Source organism: Streptomyces sp. NPDC050564 (genome assembly GCF_044457265.1).
GTDB lineage: Bacteria > Actinomycetota > Actinomycetes > Streptomycetales > Streptomycetaceae > Streptomyces.
This window is the reverse complement of sequence record NZ_JBITGS010000015.1, coordinates 82,080-98,584: the sequence shown is the minus strand read 5'-3', so window position 1 is coordinate 98,584 and position 16,505 is coordinate 82,080. Positions and strand designations below refer to the sequence as shown.

General features: G+C 70.6%; 15 protein-coding genes. 8 read left to right on the top strand and 7 right to left on the bottom strand.

Annotated elements, in window-relative coordinates; all coding sequences use genetic code 11:
• Nucleotides 1-84 precede the first annotated feature (84 nt).
• On the top strand, nt 85-1,059 hold the full coding sequence (locus ACIBK0_RS24180; RefSeq protein ID WP_399083544.1) for a zinc-binding alcohol dehydrogenase family protein: 975 nt from the start codon (nt 85-87) through the stop codon (nt 1,057-1,059).
• Between the two features lie 13 nt (nt 1,060-1,072).
• Here ACIBK0_RS24180 and ACIBK0_RS24175 read toward each other — a convergent pair whose 3' ends face one another.
• A complete protein-coding gene (locus tag ACIBK0_RS24175; RefSeq protein ID WP_399083541.1) occupies nt 1,073-1,216 on the bottom strand; it encodes a hypothetical protein in 144 nt (47 codons plus the stop codon).
• Between the two features lie 79 nt (nt 1,217-1,295).
• Between ACIBK0_RS24175 and ACIBK0_RS24170 the strand changes: the two genes are divergently transcribed.
• Nucleotides 1,296-1,937: a class I SAM-dependent methyltransferase gene (locus ACIBK0_RS24170; RefSeq protein WP_399083538.1), complete on the top strand. Its 642-nt coding sequence runs from the start codon at nt 1,296-1,298 to the stop codon at nt 1,935-1,937.
• Here the strand turns inward: ACIBK0_RS24170 and uvrA are convergent.
• The gene (gene uvrA / locus ACIBK0_RS24165) at nt 1,934-4,489 is read right to left on the bottom strand and encodes an excinuclease ABC subunit UvrA (RefSeq protein WP_399083535.1); all 2,556 of its coding nucleotides are present in this window, start codon (nt 4,487-4,489) and stop codon (nt 1,934-1,936) included. The genes ACIBK0_RS24170 and uvrA overlap by 4 nt on opposite strands.
• A gap of 92 nt (nt 4,490-4,581) precedes the next feature.
• Here uvrA and ACIBK0_RS24160 point away from each other — a divergent pair, with 92 nt between their 5' ends.
• Together ACIBK0_RS24160 and ACIBK0_RS24155 are read left to right on the top strand one after the other, a co-directional pair.
• Complete coding sequence (locus tag ACIBK0_RS24160; protein WP_399083532.1) at nt 4,582-5,301, top strand: MerR family transcriptional regulator; 720 nt, start codon at nt 4,582-4,584, stop codon at nt 5,299-5,301.
• 131 nt (nt 5,302-5,432) lie between these two features.
• Nucleotides 5,433-6,545: an abortive phage infection protein gene (locus ACIBK0_RS24155; protein WP_399083529.1), complete on the top strand. Its 1,113-nt coding sequence runs from the start codon at nt 5,433-5,435 to the stop codon at nt 6,543-6,545.
• Here ACIBK0_RS24155 and ACIBK0_RS24150 read toward each other — a convergent pair.
• Complete coding sequence (locus tag ACIBK0_RS24150; protein WP_399083526.1) at nt 6,445-6,918, bottom strand: PucR family transcriptional regulator ligand-binding domain-containing protein; 474 nt, start codon at nt 6,916-6,918, stop codon at nt 6,445-6,447. The two genes, ACIBK0_RS24155 and ACIBK0_RS24150, sit on opposite strands and share 101 nt — an antisense overlap.
• On the opposite strand from ACIBK0_RS24150, the gene ACIBK0_RS24145 reads away from it, so the two are divergent.
• Together ACIBK0_RS24145 and ACIBK0_RS24140 are read left to right on the top strand one after the other, a co-directional pair.
• On the top strand, nt 6,917-7,387 hold the full coding sequence (locus tag ACIBK0_RS24145; protein WP_399083523.1) for a nucleoside deaminase: 471 nt from the start codon (nt 6,917-6,919) through the stop codon (nt 7,385-7,387). The genes ACIBK0_RS24150 and ACIBK0_RS24145 overlap by 2 nt on opposite strands.
• Nucleotides 7,380-8,363, top strand: coding sequence for an isopenicillin N synthase family dioxygenase (locus ACIBK0_RS24140; RefSeq protein ID WP_399083520.1), 984 nt, complete (start codon nt 7,380-7,382; stop codon nt 8,361-8,363). The genes ACIBK0_RS24145 and ACIBK0_RS24140 overlap by 8 nt, the downstream gene beginning before the upstream one ends.
• A gap of 12 nt (nt 8,364-8,375) precedes the next feature.
• Here the strand turns inward: ACIBK0_RS24140 and ACIBK0_RS24135 are convergent, their stop codons facing one another.
• On the bottom strand, nt 8,376-8,828 hold the full coding sequence (locus ACIBK0_RS24135) for an HIT family protein (protein WP_399083517.1): 453 nt from the start codon (nt 8,826-8,828) through the stop codon (nt 8,376-8,378).
• Nucleotides 8,829-9,036: 208 nt separating this feature from the next.
• On the opposite strand from ACIBK0_RS24135, the gene ACIBK0_RS24130 reads away from it, so the two are divergent.
• Nucleotides 9,037-11,172, top strand: coding sequence for a hypothetical protein (locus ACIBK0_RS24130; RefSeq protein ID WP_399083514.1), 2,136 nt, complete (start codon nt 9,037-9,039; stop codon nt 11,170-11,172).
• A 63-nt stretch (nt 11,173-11,235) separates the two neighbouring features.
• Entirely contained in the window at nt 11,236-12,780 is a 1,545-nt protein-coding gene (locus ACIBK0_RS24125) for an ABC transporter substrate-binding protein (protein ID WP_399083511.1), read from the top strand.
• 184 nt (nt 12,781-12,964) lie between these two features.
• Here ACIBK0_RS24125 and ACIBK0_RS24120 read toward each other — a convergent pair whose 3' ends face one another.
• From ACIBK0_RS24120 to ACIBK0_RS24110, 3 genes are all read right to left on the bottom strand, one after another.
• Nucleotides 12,965-13,375, bottom strand: coding sequence for an SRPBCC domain-containing protein (locus ACIBK0_RS24120; protein WP_399083508.1), 411 nt, complete (start codon nt 13,373-13,375; stop codon nt 12,965-12,967).
• A 211-nt stretch (nt 13,376-13,586) separates the two neighbouring features.
• Entirely contained in the window at nt 13,587-14,675 is a 1,089-nt protein-coding gene (ccsB, locus tag ACIBK0_RS24115) for a c-type cytochrome biogenesis protein CcsB (RefSeq protein WP_399083505.1), read from the bottom strand.
• Nucleotides 14,672-16,504: a cytochrome c biogenesis protein ResB gene (locus ACIBK0_RS24110; protein ID WP_399083502.1), complete on the bottom strand. Its 1,833-nt coding sequence runs from the start codon at nt 16,502-16,504 to the stop codon at nt 14,672-14,674. Before ACIBK0_RS24110 ends, ccsB begins: the two co-directional genes overlap by 4 nt.
• Between the last annotated feature and the right edge of the window lies 1 nt (nt 16,505).

The window sequence follows — 16,505 nt, the reverse complement described above, 5'->3', positions numbered from 1 at the left end:
CACTTGCCGAGTGTTCGATGAAAACCATACACTCCCGAGTGTTCGCTTTCCGTTGAACAGTCGAGCACTTGTCAGGGGTGTGCCATGCGCGCGGTCCAGTTCCAGGAGTACGGCGGTCCCGAGGTCCTGAAGATGGTGGAGGCCGATGTACCCGATCCGGGCCCCGGGCAGGTGAGCATCGACGTCGCGTACACCGGCGTGAACTTCGCCGACCTCAAGGCGAGGTCCGAGGGGTATCGGGTGCCGAGTCTCCCCTTCGTGCCGGGGCTCGAGGTGTCCGGACGGATCCGGTCCGTCGGCCCGGGCGTCGAGGGCCTCGAGGCCGGGCAGGAGGTCGCCGCGCTGACCGAGGGGTCCGCGTACGCGGACGTGGTCGTGGCCGACGCGGTGACCGTCTTCCCGCTCCCCGACGGCGTCGACCTGCGCACCGGCGCCACGCTCCCGACCGTCGTGCCGACCGCGTACGCCCTGCTGCACACCGTGGGGCGGCTGCAGCCCGGTGAGACCGTCCTCGTGCAGGGCGCGGCGGGCGGCGTCGGCACCGTGCTCGGGCAGCTGGCGAAGGCCGCGGGGGCCGGAGCGGTGTACGGCGTGGTGTCCGCCGAGGCCAAGGCGAAGTACGCGCTGGGCCACGGCTACGACGAGGTCTTCGTCGGCTCCTTCGCACAAGAAGTACGGGCCGCGACGGACGGCAGCGGGGTCGACCTCGCCCTGGACCCCGTCGGCGGCGACACCCTGCGCGCCGCCCTCGCCTCCCTGGCCCCCTTCGGCCGCCTGGTCTCCTTCGGCAACGCGAGCTCGGCGGAGCCGTGGACGGTAGGGCAACCGGAGCTCTACCCGACGGGCCTGTCGGTCGCCGGTTTCTCCATCCTCGGCCTGGCCAAGACGGCACCTGCCGCACTGCGCGAGATCGCCGAGCGTGCGTTCCGTACGGTGGTCGACGGATCCGTATCCCTGCCGGTGACCGCGGAGTTCGGCCTCGCGGAGGCGGAGGAGGCCCACCGGCTGATGGGGACGCGGAGCAGCACGGGCAAGCTCCTGTTGCGAGTGGGTGGGTGAACCCCGACAGAACTCACTGCGGTGCCACCGTGGCGGCGATCACGCAGGCGCCCAGGGTGCCGATCATCGCGATTCCCGCGGCCTTGATCGGCGGTTCCTGGCGTCTGAACGCCGCGACAGGACCACCTGGGCGCGGGTCGCCTGTCGGCGAGGCCATGTCCCCCCACTCGCGCGTCCGCCTGCGGTTACGTCAACTCCAGTCAACGGTGTCAGACACTCGGGCTACGTTCGCGGCCATGACCACTCATCTGCACGCCACCCGGGCGTCCTACGACACCGTCGCCGTCGACTACGCGGAGCTCATCAAGAACGAGCTGGGGAACAAGCCGCTGGACCGGGCCATGCTGGCCGCGTTCGCCGAGCATGTGCGGGCCGGTGGGGGCGGGCCCGTCGCGGATCTGGGGTGCGGGCCGGGGCGGGTGACCGTGCACTTGGAGGGGCTGGGGCTCGACGCGTTCGGGATCGACCTGTCGCCGGAGATGGTGGCGGTGGCCCGGCGCAGCCATCCGCGGCTGCGGTTCGAGGTCGGTTCGATGGACGCCCTCGACATCAAGGACGACTCGCTCGCCGGAGCACTCGTCTGGTACTCCACCGTGCACACACCGCCGGAGGAACTGCCGGTCCACTTCGAGGAGTTCCGGCGCGTACTCACCCCCGGCGGTCATCTGCTCACCGCCTTCAAGGTGGGCGACGAGCGGGTCCACCTCGACCACGCCTACGGCCACGACCTGGACCTCGACGTCTACCGCCGTCCGCCCGAGCGGGTCGCCGAACTCCTGCGTCACGCCGGGCTCATCGAGGTCGCCCGCCTCGTCCGCGAGGCCGACGCCCGCGAGAACACCCCGCAGGCCTTCATCCTCGCCCGCAAGCCGCACTAGAGCGCACCTTCCGCGTCAGCGCGCGTAGCAGCCGAGGCCGTGAGGAGAGCCCCCGTGCGGGAGGCCCGTACTCCTGCCACCTCCTCCGGCGTGCCCTCCGCCACCACCGACCCCCCGCTCGTGCCACCCGTCGGCCCGAGGTCGATCAGCCAGTCGGAGGCGCGGATGACGTCGAGGTCGTGCTCGATGGTGACGACCGTGTTGCCCGCGTCGACGAGGCGTTGCAGTACGCCGAGGAGGCGGGCGGTGTCGGCGGCGTGCAGGCCCGTGGTCGGCTCGTCCAGCAGATACAGCGTGCGGCCGGTGGCGCGTCGGCCCAACTCCTTGGCCAGTTTGATGCGTTGGGCCTCACCTCCGGAGAGGGTGGTGGCGGGCTGGCCCAGTTGCAGATAGCCGAGGCCCACGTCCGACATGCGCTGCAGGCGGGAGGTGACCGCCGGTACGCACGCGAAGAGCGTGAGCGCCTCGTCGACCGTCGCCTCCAGCACCTCCGCGATGTCGTACCCCTCGTACCGCACCCCCAGGACCTCACGTCGGAAACGGCGCCCCTGACACCCGGGGCAGCGCACCTCCACCGCGGGCAGGAAGTGCATCCGTACGGTGAGAACGCCCGCGCCCTCGCAGCGCTCGCAGCGGCCGCCGGGCACGTTGAAGGAGAAGTGGCCGGGAGTCAGCCCGGGGGCGAGGGCGGCGAAGGTCTCACGGATCGGAGTGAAGGCGTCCGAGTACGTCGCCGCGTTCGAGCGGGGCAGTCGGCTGATCGGCTGCTGGTCGATGGTCACCAGCTTGTCCAGCCGCTCCCAGCCTTCGATCCTGTCGTGTGCGGCCGGTGCCTCGCTCGCGCCGTAGAAACGCTGCCGACCGGCCCGGTCCAGAATGTCGAGCAGCAGTGTCGACTTGCCCGAGCCCGACGGGCCGGTGACCGTGACGAGCAGGCCCAGCGGGATGCCTACGGTGATGTCCTTGAGATTGTGGGCCGTGGCACCCCGGATCAGCAGTGCCTTGCCGTCGTCGGGGCGACGGGCCCGCGAGACCGGCATCGGCAGCCGGCCGGACAGATACGCGCCCGTCGTCGAACCCTCGCTCGCGGCCACCTGCCCCGGAGTGCCCTCGGCCACGATCCGGCCGCCGTCGCGGCCCGCGCCCGGGCCCACGTCCACGACATGGTCGGCCGCGCGCAGCACATCGAGGTCGTGCTCGATGACCAGCACCGTGTTGCCCAAGTCCCGCAACCTGTAGAGCACTTCCACCAGGCGGGCGGTGTCGGAGGGATGCAGGCCGATGGTCGGCTCGTCGAGGACGTACAGCACGCCCGTGAGCCCCGAGCCCAGCAGCGCGGCCAGGCGCAGCCGCTGGGTCTCCCCTGCGGAGAGGCTCGGCGTGGACTGTTCCAGGGTGAGATAGCCGACGCCCACGTCGACGAGGCGACGTACACGCTCGCGCAGGTCGGCGACCACGGGCACGACGACGAGCCGCTGCTCCTCGGTGCCCACCTCCAAGTCGTCGATCCACTCGGCGAGTTCGTTCAGCGGCATACGGGCGGCCTCGACGATCGTCAGTCCGGCCACGGTCACCGCCCGGCTCCCGGGGCGCAGCCGCGTCCCCTCGCACTCCCGGCACACCTCCTTGACCAGCAACCGCTCCGTCTTCTCCCGGTAGTCGGCGTCCTCGACACGCTCGGCGTAGCGCCGCATGACGTTCGTGACCACCCCCTCGAAGCGGCCCGCGGTGACGGTGGCCGGCGGCTCGGCATCGGCGGCCGGGAAGTGGCGCCGGAACTCCCGGCTCTCTACTCCGTAGAGCAGCAGGTCGCGTTGCACGTCGTTCAGTTCGGACACGGGCACGTCCGCGTCGAACGTGAACCCGTAGTGCCGGGCCGCCGCACGCAGCACGGCGACGTTGCGCTCGGCGAGCGTGGGGTGCCAGCCGAGGACGGCTCCCCCGCGGACGCCGAGGCTGTCGTCGATCAGACGGCGTACGTCCGCCTGGAGGGCGAACCCGAGGCCGGTGCAGGCGGGGCAGGCGCCGGCCGGCTTGTTGAAGGAGAAGTTGCCCATCACCAACTCAGGGACGGGGGCCCCGCAGTGCGGGCAGGGCGTCGACTCGCCCTCCGCCGCCTCGTCGTCGGCGGCGGCACCGGACTCGTACGACGGTGGAATGGCCTGCCCGCACCCGGGGCACGCCCGGCACCCGATCCGCGCCCACAGCAGCCGCAGATAGGTGAACACCTCGGTCACCGTGCCGACCGTCGAGCGCGGGCTGCGGTTCGTCAGATGCTGGTCGACGCTGATCGAGGGCGAGAGGCCGGTGATGGAGTCGACGGCGGGCTTGCTGACGAAGTTCGTCACCAGTCCCAGCGACTCCAGGTACTGGCGCTGCCCCTCCCTGAGGAGGGTGTCGAAGGCGAGCGTGGACTTGCCCGAGCCGGAGAGGCCGGTGAGGACGACGAGCCGGTTCTTGGGGATCGAGAGGGAGACGTTCTTGAGGTTGTGGAGGCGGGCGCCTTTGACGTGAATGCGGTCGTGAACGCGGTCGTGCTTGCAGTCGGCCATGGCTTCAAGTTTTTCATTGAAGCTCCTGTTGGGACTTTGCAGCACAAGGGGCCGGAGCCATCGGGCCGGTGGCATGCGTAACCTTCAAATCGATGATGAAGCCCACTCGTCGGCCCGACCGTCTGCGCCCCGTCGATCTCGCCCGCCTCTCCGGGATCTCCACCCAGCAGATCCGCAACTATGAGGACGCGGGCGTGCTGCCTCCGGCGCCGCGCACCGCATCGGGATACCGCACCTTCACAGACGTACACCGGCGCGCGCTGCTCACCCACCGGACGCTGGTGAAGGGGTACGGGGCGACGCGTGCGACGGAGATCATGTGCGCCGTGCACGCGGGCGACATACCCGGCGCGCTCGCGCTCGTCGACGCAGCGCACGCCGCGCTGCACGAGCAGCGGAGCTCCCTGCGGGCGGCGAGCGACGCCCTGGAGGCGCTCGCGGAACAGCCGACCGCTCAGACTCCTCACGCGGACCTGCGCATCGGCGAGGCCGCCGCCCGGCTCGGGGTGCGTACCTCCGCGCTGCGGGTGTGGGAGGCCGCCGGGCTGCTCGCACCCCGGCGCGAACACGGCACCGGATATCGCCTGTTCACGCCCGCCGACGTGCGGGACGCGCGTCTCATCCACACCCTCCGCCGAAGCCACTACCTCTTCCCCCAGATCCGGCCCGTCCTGGAGGGCCTGCGCCGCACGGGCAGCACCGCCGCCCTGCGGGCGGCGATCGCCGCCCGCCGTACGGCGCTGACCGCGCGCACAACGGCCATGCTGGAGGGCGCGGGCGCCCTGCACGCCTACCTGACGTCCTCTTCGTAAGTCGACTGCGTCCTCCTCCTGAGTCGCGCCTGGCTCATCCCTTCGCCCCCCGTACGTAGACCATCGGCGGACTGCGGAAGACCCGGCCGCTTCCCAGACTGGGGGCCACGACGACGGCGTGGGGAGGCGCGATGCAGGGAATCAGTCGGGCACGGTTCCTGGGGATGGCCGCGGCGGTCGGGGGCACGGGGGTGCTGCCCGTCGGGCGGGCCGCGGCGACGAGTGGCCGGCCCCGAGGGCTGACCCACCGCGGCGTGGTCTACGAGGTCGGCGAAGGGGAGACGCCCGGCACGGCGTGGAGCGCCCGGCGCATGCGCGCCGACCTGCGCGCCATCGCGCACGACCTGCACGCCGACTCCGTCAAGGTCACCGGCGACGGCGTCGAGCGGCTCACCGCGACGGCGGCCGAGGCGGCGGAACGCGGGCTGAACGTCTGGCTCGAACCGACCCTGGGCGACGTGCCGGAACGGGAGATCCTCGACCATCTCGCCGAGACGGGCCGGTTCGCCGAGCGGCTGCGGCGGCAGGGCGCCGGAGTGCACCTCAGCGTCGGCTGCGAGTTCGTGCTGTACGTCCCCGGCATCGTGCCCGGCGCCACCGTCCAGGAGCGCGTCGAGAACCTGCTCAAGGGCGACTTCGATCCCGTACACATGGCCCGCAGACTGCGCCGGTTCACCGCGAAGGCGGCGGCGACCGGCCGGTCCGTCTTCCACGGGCGGCTGACGTACGCCGCCGCGCAGGACGAGGACGTCGACTGGGGCCTGTTCGACCTCGTGGGCATCGACTACTACGGCTGCTTCCGGCGCCGCGCGGACTATGTACGCGATCTCGCCCCGTTCCGCCGCTTCGGCAAGCCGGTCGCGATCATGGAGTTCGGCTGCTGCACCTTCAGGGGCGCGCCGGAGCAGGGCGGCATGGGCTGGGACGTCGTCGACTACACGAAGGAACCGCCCGAGATCAAGAAGGGCCTGGTGCGGAGCGAGCGCGCCCAGGCCGCGTATCTGACGGACGTGCTGTCGGTGTTCGAGTCGATGGGGCTGTACTCGGCGATGGCGTACACCTTCGTCACCGCGAACGCCCCGCACCTCCCCGACGACCCGCGCCACGACCTCGACATGGCGAGCTACAGCATCGTCAAAGCCATCAGGGACCGCCCCGGCGACCCGGCCGCCGGCTGGCACTGGGAGCCGAAGGAGTCCTTCCACGCGCTGGCCCGGCAGTACGCGCGGGCCCGCTGCCACTGACCGTCGGGCCACCGTGCGCAGACCCTCGCCCGTCGTCGCCGCCGCTCCGCGCACGATACCGCCGCCGGGTTTCCTCGTCGGCGTCGATGAGCCCGAATCCCTTGGTGAGGAGCCGCTCGCCGCTGTCGAGGAAGTTCGCGCCCTCGTACACCTCGCTGGAGTGCACCCACCGCACGGGCCGGTCCGAGGCGGCCTCGCCCGCGAGGAGTTCGGGCTCGGTGCGGCGGACGGGGTCGAGGGCCAGGATGTCGTGGAGGGTGAGTGCGGGCACGAGTACCTCCGTCAGGCGCTGACAGTCCGTCCGGGTGCGGGTTGCTGGAGAGTACTTTCCGCACGTTGTCCTCGTGTTCCGGCCACAGGAGAGTGGAGTCATGGAGCGCATCGATCAACCAGTCGATCAGGCACAGGCACGCGCATGGCTCGGCACCGCCGTCGCCGAGGCCCGCGCCGGGCTCGCCGAGGGCGGCATCCCGATCGGGGCCGCGCTGTACGGCGCGGACGGTACTCTCCTCGGCCGCGGCCACAACCGCCGCGTCCAGGACGCCGACCCCTCGATGCACGCCGAGACGGCCGCCTTCCGAGCCGCCGGACGGCAACGGACGTATCGCGGTGCGACGATGGTGACGACCCTCTCGCCGTGCTGGTACTGCAGCGGTCTGGTCCGCCAGTTCGGCATCTCCCGGGTCGTGATCGGCGAGGCCGAGACCTTCCACGGCGGCCACGACTGGCTGGCGGAGCACGGCGTGGAGATCGTGCTGCTCGACGACCCCGAGTGCACGTCCCTGATGCGCGACTTCATCAAGAACAACCCGGCACTGTGGAACGAGGACATCGGTGACTGAGCCCCACACCCCGACCTGCCCCCGCATCCCGACCGTCGACCTGCGTCCCTGGCTCTCGGGAGACCCCAAGGCCCGTGCGGACATCGCCCGCACGGTCGACGAAGCCCTCCAGACGGCCGGCTTCCTCCTCGTGACCGGCCATGGCGTGGACGCGGCCCTGCGCACCCGCATCCGCGAAGCGGCCCGCGCCTTCTTCACCCTCCCCACCGAGACGAAACAGCCGTACGCCGCCCGGGTCGGCGGCCGCGGCTGGCTGGGCCCGGGCGCCGAGGCAAACGCCTACTCGGAAGGCACCGAGACCCCGCCGGACCTCAAGGAGTCATTGACCTTCGCGACGCACGAGCCCTTCGAGGACCCGGAGATCAACGCGGAGTGGTACGCCCCGAACATCTGGCCCGCCGAGGCCCCGGAACTCCAGAAGCTCTGCGAGGAATACCTGAGGAGGATGGGCGAACTGGAGAACCACCTCCTGGCCCTCCTCGGCGAGGCCCTCGGCCTGGAACCGGACTTCTTCACCCGGCACATGGACCACCCGACCTACGGCTTCAACATCAACTGGTACCCGGGCACGGAGGTCATCGGCGATCCCCGGCCGGGCCAGTTCCGCATCGGCCCGCACACCGACTTCGGCACGGTCACGATCCTCGACCGCCAGGCCGGCAAGGGCGGCCTGCAGGTCTACACGGACGAGGGCGGCTGGGAGGACGCGCCCTTCGACTCGGAGGCCTTCACCATCAACATCGGCGACCTGATGGCCCGCTGGACCGGCGACCGCTGGCGCTCCGGCCGCCATCGCGTCCTGCCACCCCCGGCCGACTCCCCCGCCGAGGAGCTGATGTCCCTCGTCTACTTCGGCGAGTGCACCCCGGGCACCCGCGTCGAGTCCGTCCCCGCCCCGATCGGCCGAGTGGCGTACGAACCGGTCGACTCCCACGTCTACCTGCGCGAGAAGCTGGACTCGATCGCCGTCGGCTGATCATGACCCGCATCAACACATCAGGCGGGCGTGAAGGGAGCCCGCGATCTTGTCCATCAGGTCGGGTGTCACCTGTTGTGGCGCAGGCCGCCGGAGCAGTTCGAACACGCGCGGCCCGCGCAGATCCTCGGAGAGCTCCGCCATGCGCGGCATCACGTGAAAGTGGACGTGCCCGAAGCCCTCGAGCTCGGCGAACTGGGCCACGTAGGTCTTGACGCAGCCCGTCACCTCGTGGAGCGCTCGGGACAGTCGCACCTGCCACATCCCCAACGTCGCCGCCTCGGCGTCGGTGAGCTCGTGGACGGCTGTCACATGGCGACGCGGCAGCAGGACGAGCCAGCCGGGCAGCGCGGTCCCGAAAGCGTGAGCCACCCGCCAATGCCGATCGAGCGCGATGCGTTCGCTGAGTGGCAACCCGTCCAGCCGGGCTTCCTGACCGCAGGCGTAGCAGTTCGGTGTCGTCATGGCTGCCTCGCAGTGGTTGAGCCAGAACCGATTCACATGTTTACCCGCGGCAGAAGCCGGACCCGATCATCGCCGGACGAGTGGCGGATGGTTTTCGTAACCCAACGGACACCAGGCGCCCTATCCCGAACCAAGTCCCCCTTTTTACACTGGTGTTGATACACCTCACAGCAGCACATCGGACCGGACCGCGCCAGGGGGAGATGCGGTGCACACAGGGCTGCACGGCCGGGGAGCGCTGTTCGACACCGATCCGCCCGGGCTCGCGTCTCGGCTTGTCGGTCTGCGTCCGTATCAGCTGCGCGCGACACCGTACGAGCACGCGAGTGAGGTGCCGTTCGTCGTGTTCGCGGGCGGACGGGGGCTCGGGAAGAGTGCCGTGCTGCGCGAGCTGCGCGACGCCTATCGCGGGCACACCCCCGTCGCGCTGATCGACGGGGAGGAGCGGCAGTTCGCCGCTCCGCCGGCCGAGCGGCCACAGGAGGCGTGGTCGCCAGTGGGGCAGGCGCTCACCACCGTCGCGGAGCAGCTCGCCGAGCCGGTGACGGGCGCCGGGCGGATCGGTTTTCCACGGCTGGCGGCCGGGCTGCTCGCGGTCGCGGCGGGCGGCTGGAGCGACCGTGACGTGCCGCGCATCCGGCAGGAGGCGGAGCGGATCCTGCTGCTGAACGAGACCGGCTCATGGATCTCGGGGTTCGCGGGCCGCTGGGTGAGCAAGATCGTCTCCAAGCTCGTCGCCTCACTGAGCGGTACGGGCCCCGTGATCGCGCCGATCATCGAAGCCTCTCTGGAGGCGTTCGCCGAGGGCATCGGCCCCGCTCCCCGCCGGCTGCGCAGGGCCGCCAGCCGGTACCGGGACTATCCGAACGCGGGCGGCAGCCCCAAGCTCGCGCTGATCCTGCTGTCCCGGCACTTCAGGGCCGGCGGCGACTCGCGCAGACACGCCGAGCGCTATCTCGTACGGGCCCTGCTGGCCGACCTCGACGACGCGTACGCGGGGGTCGTGCAGCGCTCGCACCGGCGAGGCCGCCCCGTCGTGCTGATCGACAACGTGCAGGAACCGGCCGGCCTCGGGCTCCTTGAGCCGGTGCTGCGCGACCGTGCCGAAGGCATCGCCGACCAGGTCGTGTTCTTCGCGGCCCTGCGCGGATACGGCCACGCGGCCCTGCGCAACGCGGGGCGCCGCGCCCTCCCCGAGGTCGCCCGGGAGGCCGGCTGGGAGGCGGGCACCTCACCGTCCTCGCGCGCGCTGCTCGTCTCGCTGCCGCCGCTGACGCCCGACGACACGCTGCACGTCGTGGACACCGCCTCCGACGGCCTGGCCCCGAACGCCGGCGGTCCCGCCGTACCGTCGCAACTTCCGCATGCCACCCATCGGTTGACGGGTGGCAGCCCGCTCGGCATCACCCTGCTCGCCGAGTCCGCCAAGCAGAACCTGCCCCAAGGGGTCTTGTCCCTGGGCGAGTTACTCACCTCGGACGTCGCCGTCCACGAGGACCACGACGGCCGTCCCGCCTACCAGGAACTCCTCGACCGGCTCGTGCCCGGCGGCCGTCTGGACGAGCTGACGGTGCTCGCCGCGGCCCACGACCGCGACTCGGCGTGCGCGCTGGCCGAGGCCCAACTCCCGGACGACTTCGGCGCGTCGGGCGTCCTCGACCTGGAGGAGCGATTGACGAAGGAGGGCTGGGCGACCGCCGACGGGCAGTTCGTCGGCGACCCGTTCCTGCGCTCCCTGCTCCTGCTGCGGCTGCACCACGGCGACCCGGACCACGAGCGGTGGCGAGCCGTGCACCGCACCCTCATCGACCACTACCGGGACGAAGACCGGGTTGCCCCGCCGGACAGCGCCCGCTACCGGCTGCACCACGAACTCGCCCTGGGCAAGGCCGACTTCGCGGTCGCGCACCTGCGTGACACCTTCCCGCGTACCGACACCCGCGGCTGGCTGTCGTCGCTGGTCTTCATCGCGTCCGCGCCGTACTACCACGCGCACGACCCGGACGGCCGGGACTTCGACGGCCACGACCACCGGGCCTCCGTCGCGCTCGGACACACGGACGCGGCCCAGCAGCCGCCGGACAGCGTGGACGCCGTACTGCACCTGCGGGTACGCCGACTGCTGCACGCCGTGTGGCAGCTGACCGACCCGCTGGTGCTGCCCGACTCGCAGGTGACCGAGCGGCTGCGCTTCGAGCTGGAGCAGCTGTCGAATCTGCGGCCCGCGGGCAACGCCCTGCTGTGGCGGGCCTCGCGGGACTGGCCGTCGGACGCCCTGGCCGGCCGCCCCTTCCGCATCCCGGGCGACGACGACGAGAACGCGAGCGGGAACGGGGGCCGGTGATGGCGCGGCGGTGCGGAAACGGGAGCCGGTGACGGCGCGGCGGCGCGAGGACGGGGGCCACTGATGGCGCGTGTGTGGACATGGCTGCGCGAGGACGTCTGGGAGATACGTTTCCGCCGGTATGTCGCGCTGAGCCTCGCGGCCGTGCTCGGGGCCCTCGGCGTATGGGGCGGCATGACGGCCACGAAGGAGGACCGCTCCTGCGCCCCGGGGGTCGTCCAGCCGGAGGGCAGCGACGAGTGCGTGGGCGTCTCATGGACGACGTACTCCTTCGGGCGTCCGCAGTTCGCCGAGACGGTCCGGGCGATCAACCGTGAGAACCACCGTCTGACGCCCGGCAGTTACGTCACCGTCGCGCTGCTCGAACCCTTCACCGCCACCGACGCCGACAATCTGGCCGATGCGCTGCACGAGCTCCAGGGCGCCTATCTGGCCCAGTACCAGGCCAACCACGACACCAACGGCCTGAAGCCGAAGATCCGCCTCGTACTCGCCACCCCCGGTGCCACCGGCGCGCACTGGCGGCAGACCGTCGACGAGCTGGAGCGGATGACGAAGGGACCCGACCGGCTGCGTGCGGTGACCGGGGTCGGCCTGAGCACCGACAACAACAAGAAAGCCGTCGAGGAGCTGACCCGGCGCGGCATCCCGGTGATAGGGAGCTCGATCACCGCCGACGACCTCGCCAACGGCCAGAACGGCAAGGACCCCTTCCCCGGGCTCGCCCGCGTCTCCCCCACCAACACCGACGAGGCCCGCGCCCTCGCCTCGTTCGCCAAGGTGTCGGCCGCCAACGCGTTCCTGGTCTACGACCGCACGGGCGACCCGTACACGCGCACCCTGCAGAAGTCCTTCGAGAAGATGCTCAAGGGCTCGCGGTACGAGGCCCAGCCGTTCACGCCGCCCGCCGACCGCAGCAAGGAGGGCAGCACCGCCAACGTCTTCGCGCAGATCACCACCATTTTGTGCACCACGCCGAAAAGCACGGACACCATCCTCTTCGCCGGGCGGCACACCCAACTGCGGCAGTTCATCAACGCGTTGGGCGCACGCGGCTGCGTCGACCGCCGCTTCACGGTGCTCACCGGCGACGAGGGCTCGTACCTGGCCGGCGACAAGGACCTCGATCCGCGCGCCCTCAAGGACCCCCTGCTGTCCGTGCGTTACACGGCCCTCGCCCACCCGGACGCCTGGGTGAGCGACACCGCGAAGACCGGCGGCAGCGCGGCCGACGCGCGGGTGCTCCAGGCGCTGCTGGACAGCGCCGGACGGGAGCCGGTCGGCCCCGTCGGCAAGGTGGCCCTGGACGACGGTCAGCTGATCATCGCGTACGACGCGACGCGGCTCGCCGTGCACGGCATCCGCGGGGCGTCGCCGACCGGGAAGATCCCAGCCCTCGCGGACGTGGGGCTCCAGTGGCCACAGGTGAAGGGCAAGCAGCTGCGGGTCAACGGGGCGAGCGGGTGGATCTGCCTGGACGCCCACGGCAATCCGTACGACAAGGCCGTACCGATCGTGGAACTGACCCCCGACAGCCGCTCGCGCTTCGTGAAGATCGCCTGGCCGGAGGGAAGGCCTCCGGCGCAGGAGTGCCTGCCGCCCTCCTAGACGTCAGGAGTGCCTGCGCCTTTCTCAGGCGTCAGGAAGAGTGCTTGTCGCCACTCCCAGGCGTCGGGAGAAGTGCCGGTCACCATTCCCAGGCGTCAGGAAGAGTGCCGGTCGCCATTCCCAGGCGTCAGGAAGAGTGCCGGTCACCATTCCCAAGCGTCAGGAGGAGTGCCGGTCACCATTCCTAGGCGTCGAGGGCCGTGAGCAAGCGCTCGAAACGGGCGCGCCACACCGGCTGCTCACGCTCCCGCTCGAACTCGTGGGTGAAGCGGACCGTGGTGCCGGTGCCGTCCGGCGCCCCCGGCTCCAGATGGAACCGGACCCGCCCCCGCCCCTCCACCGTGTACTCGGCGACCCGCTCGACGTCCCAGGCGGTGATCCGGCCGGGGCCCAGCCCGCGCAGGGTGACAGCACCGCCGAGCCTCGGTTCGAACACCTCTGCGATGGCCAGCCACCCCTGCAGGCCTTCAGGGGTGGCCAGTGCCGCCCAGACCTTCTCCACAGGCTGGGGAAACCGCAGCAGGTAGTGCGCGACCTGCGCGTCGCCCCGGATCTCCGTGGCGCCCTCTTCGATGGACCGGGTGGGTTGGGTCATGACACCAGCGTGGCCCGTGAGCGCGAGTTCTGCACCCCTTATGGCCTCTGACCTGCCCGTTAGCCGTTCACCACACCCTCCACCTGTCCGCACGACAAAGGCCGGTTCCAGCGACTCACGTCTCAGGGAACCGGCCTCGGCCCGAAGCGGGATACGCGGGACGCGGCGGCCGGCCGGCCGCGCAGGAGTGCGCCCCGTGCGCGTAGGAGTGCTACACGCCCGCGTAGGAGTGCTTGCCGCCCACGAAGATGTTGACGCCGTAGTAGTTGAACAGCCAGCAGCCGAAAGCGATCAGGGCGATGTAGGCCGCCTTGCGTCCCTTCCAGCCGGCCGTCGCGCGGGCGTGCAGATAGCAGGCGTAGGCGACCCAGGTGATGAAGGCCCAGGTCTCCTTGGGGTCCCAGCCCCAGTAGCGGCCCCAGGCGTCACCGGCCCAGATCGCGCCCGCGATGATCGTGAAGGTCCACAGCGGGAAGACGGCCGCGTTCACGCGGTAGGAGAACTTGTCGAGCGAGGCCGAGGCGGGCAGCCGCTCCATGACGGAGGTCGCGAAACGGCCCGGCTGACCGCCGCTCGCGAGCTTGTTCTCGTACGAGTCCTTGAAGAGGTAGAGCAGCGTGCCGACGGCGCCCACGTAGAAGACGGCGCCGCAGATGATCGCGGTCGAGACGTGGATGTACAGCCAGTACGAGTGCAGCGCGGGAACCAATTGGTCACTCGCGGTGTACAAGACAGTGACGGCGAGACCGAGATCGAGGAGGACCGTGGTGACCAGGGGGAGGCCGAGCCAGCGGACGTTCTTCTTCAGCACGAGAAGCACCAGGAACACACCGACGGCCACGGTGGAGAAGGTGATGTTGAACTCGTACATGTTGCCCCACGGCGCCCGTCGCACCGACAGAGCCCGGGCGATCACACCCGCCGCCTCGACACCCCAGGCGAGCACGGTGAGGGACACGGCGATACGACCGTAGAGGTCACCCTGCTCGTCCCCGCCGTGCGCACCGGGCCCATCGGGCACGTCGCGGGCGCCGATCGCGGACCGGGTGACGACCTGCGGGCGCTCCAGGACCGTGGTGCCGCCCGCCTTCTTCACGGTGACCGCAGGGGCCGCGGCCTTCTCGGTCTTCTCGGTCTTCTCGGTGAGCGCGGCGGCCGTGCGGGCCACCTTGCTCCGGCTGCCGAAGAGCCATTCGGCGATGTAGGCGAAGAAGGCCAGGGTGTAGACGGCCATCGCGGAGTAGATCAGCGTGTTGCTGATATTGGCGAGGTGTTCGTTGGTTGCGGTGGCCAGAGTCACTGCTTCTCAGCCCCTTCGGCGGAAGGTACGGCGTGACGGTCGGGGGTGTCCGAATCGGGCTCGGGTGTGTCCGGATCGGGGTCGGGTGCGCTGGGCGCCTGTTCGTGCACGAGCGCGGCCAGGTCGCCGAGCTCCTCGGGGAGCTTCGCGGACTCGCTGCGGCCCAGGCCCGCCATCTCGACGACGGTCACACCGTCGGCGCCGGTGGTGGCCCGCACCCAGACACGGCGGCGCTGGATGAAGAGCGAGCCGGCGAGACCGAAGATCGCGGTGAAGGCTCCGGCCAGCGCCCAGTCGCTGCCGGGCTGCTGGGTGACCTGGAAGCCGGCCCACTCCTTGATGTCCTTCTCGAAGGTGATCGAGCCGGCGCCGTTCGGCAGCTTCATGGTCTCGCCGGGCAGCAGCCTCTTCTTGAGGATGTTCCCCTTGGCGTCCTTGAACTGCTTCATCTGGGAGGTGTCGAGTTGGTACACGTTCTGCGGGATGCCCGAGTTGACCCCCAGGCTGCCGTGGAAGCCGGACAGCGCGAGCACGGGGAAGTCGAGCGCGGGGAACTGGGAGAACATGGTGCCCTTGCCCGCTCCCGCGAAGGTCGGCACGAAGAAGGCGGAGAAGCCGAGCTGGTCGCTCCGGCCCTGCCCGTTCTTGTAGCCGTCCATGACCTTGATCGCGCCCTGCGAGGTGACGTTCGCGTCGAGCGGCAGCATCGGCACGGCCTCATGGAAGACGACGTTGCCCTTGCCGTCGCGGACGGTGACCACGGGCGCGTAGCCGTGGCTGACGAGATAGACCTTCGAGTCGCCGATCTTCAGCGGCTCGTTGACCTTGACGGTGGTCTTCTTCTCCTTGCCGTAGGCGCCCTCGCTGTAGCTGATGTCCGCCTGGAAGGTGCGCGGGGTGCCCTTGTTGGGCCCGGTCCGCTCGTACGTGGCGGTGAACTGCTTGAGGTTGAAGCTGAACGGCGTGAGGTCGTCGTTGCTGAAGAGGTTGCCCGACTTGAAGTCGTCGTACTGCGACAGCGTGTTGGAGAAGCCGCCGCCCTCGACGATCAGCTTGTTGCCCTCGGACTTGAAGAGCTGGCCCCAGGCGAAGGCGACGAGCATCACGATCAGTGCGATGTGGAAGAGCAGGTTGCCGGTCTCGCGGAGGTAGCCCTTCTCGGCGGCGACCGCGTCCCCGTCGACGTGGGCCCGGAACCGCCGCTGCCTGAGCACCTTGAGCGCGGCCTCGCGGACCTGCTCCGGCTCGGCCTCGGTGCGCCAGGTCGCGTAGGCAGGCAGCCGGGTCAGCCGCTTCGGCGCGCCCGGCGGACGGCCGCGCAGCTGCCCGACGAACTGCCAGGTCCGCGGCACGATGCAGCCGATGAGCGAGACGAAGAGAAGGATGTAGATAGCCGAGAACCACACGGAGCTGTACACGTGGAACAGCCCGAGCCGGTCGTAGACCGGCCCCAGCACGCTGTGCGCATCCTTGAAGTCCGCCACCTTCTGCGCATCGGTGCCGGACTGCGGGATCAGCGACCCCGGAATGGCCCCGAGGGACAGCAGGAAGAGCAGGATCAGCGCGACCCGCATGGACGTCAGCTGCCGCCAGAACCAGCGGGCCCAGCCGATGACCTCACGCCCGGTCCAGGCGATCCACCCCATGGCGCCGGGTGCCCGCGCCCCGCCGAAGGAGCCGGGCATCGCCGTGTCCACCGGGGCGGTGGACAGCTGGGATCCCGCTTCGCCGAGTTCGCCGTCGGCGGCCACACCGACGTGCCGCCTGGCGGCCACGGGGTCCGGCGTCTTCCCGGTGTCAGGCGTCTTGCCGGTGTCAGTGGTGCTCATG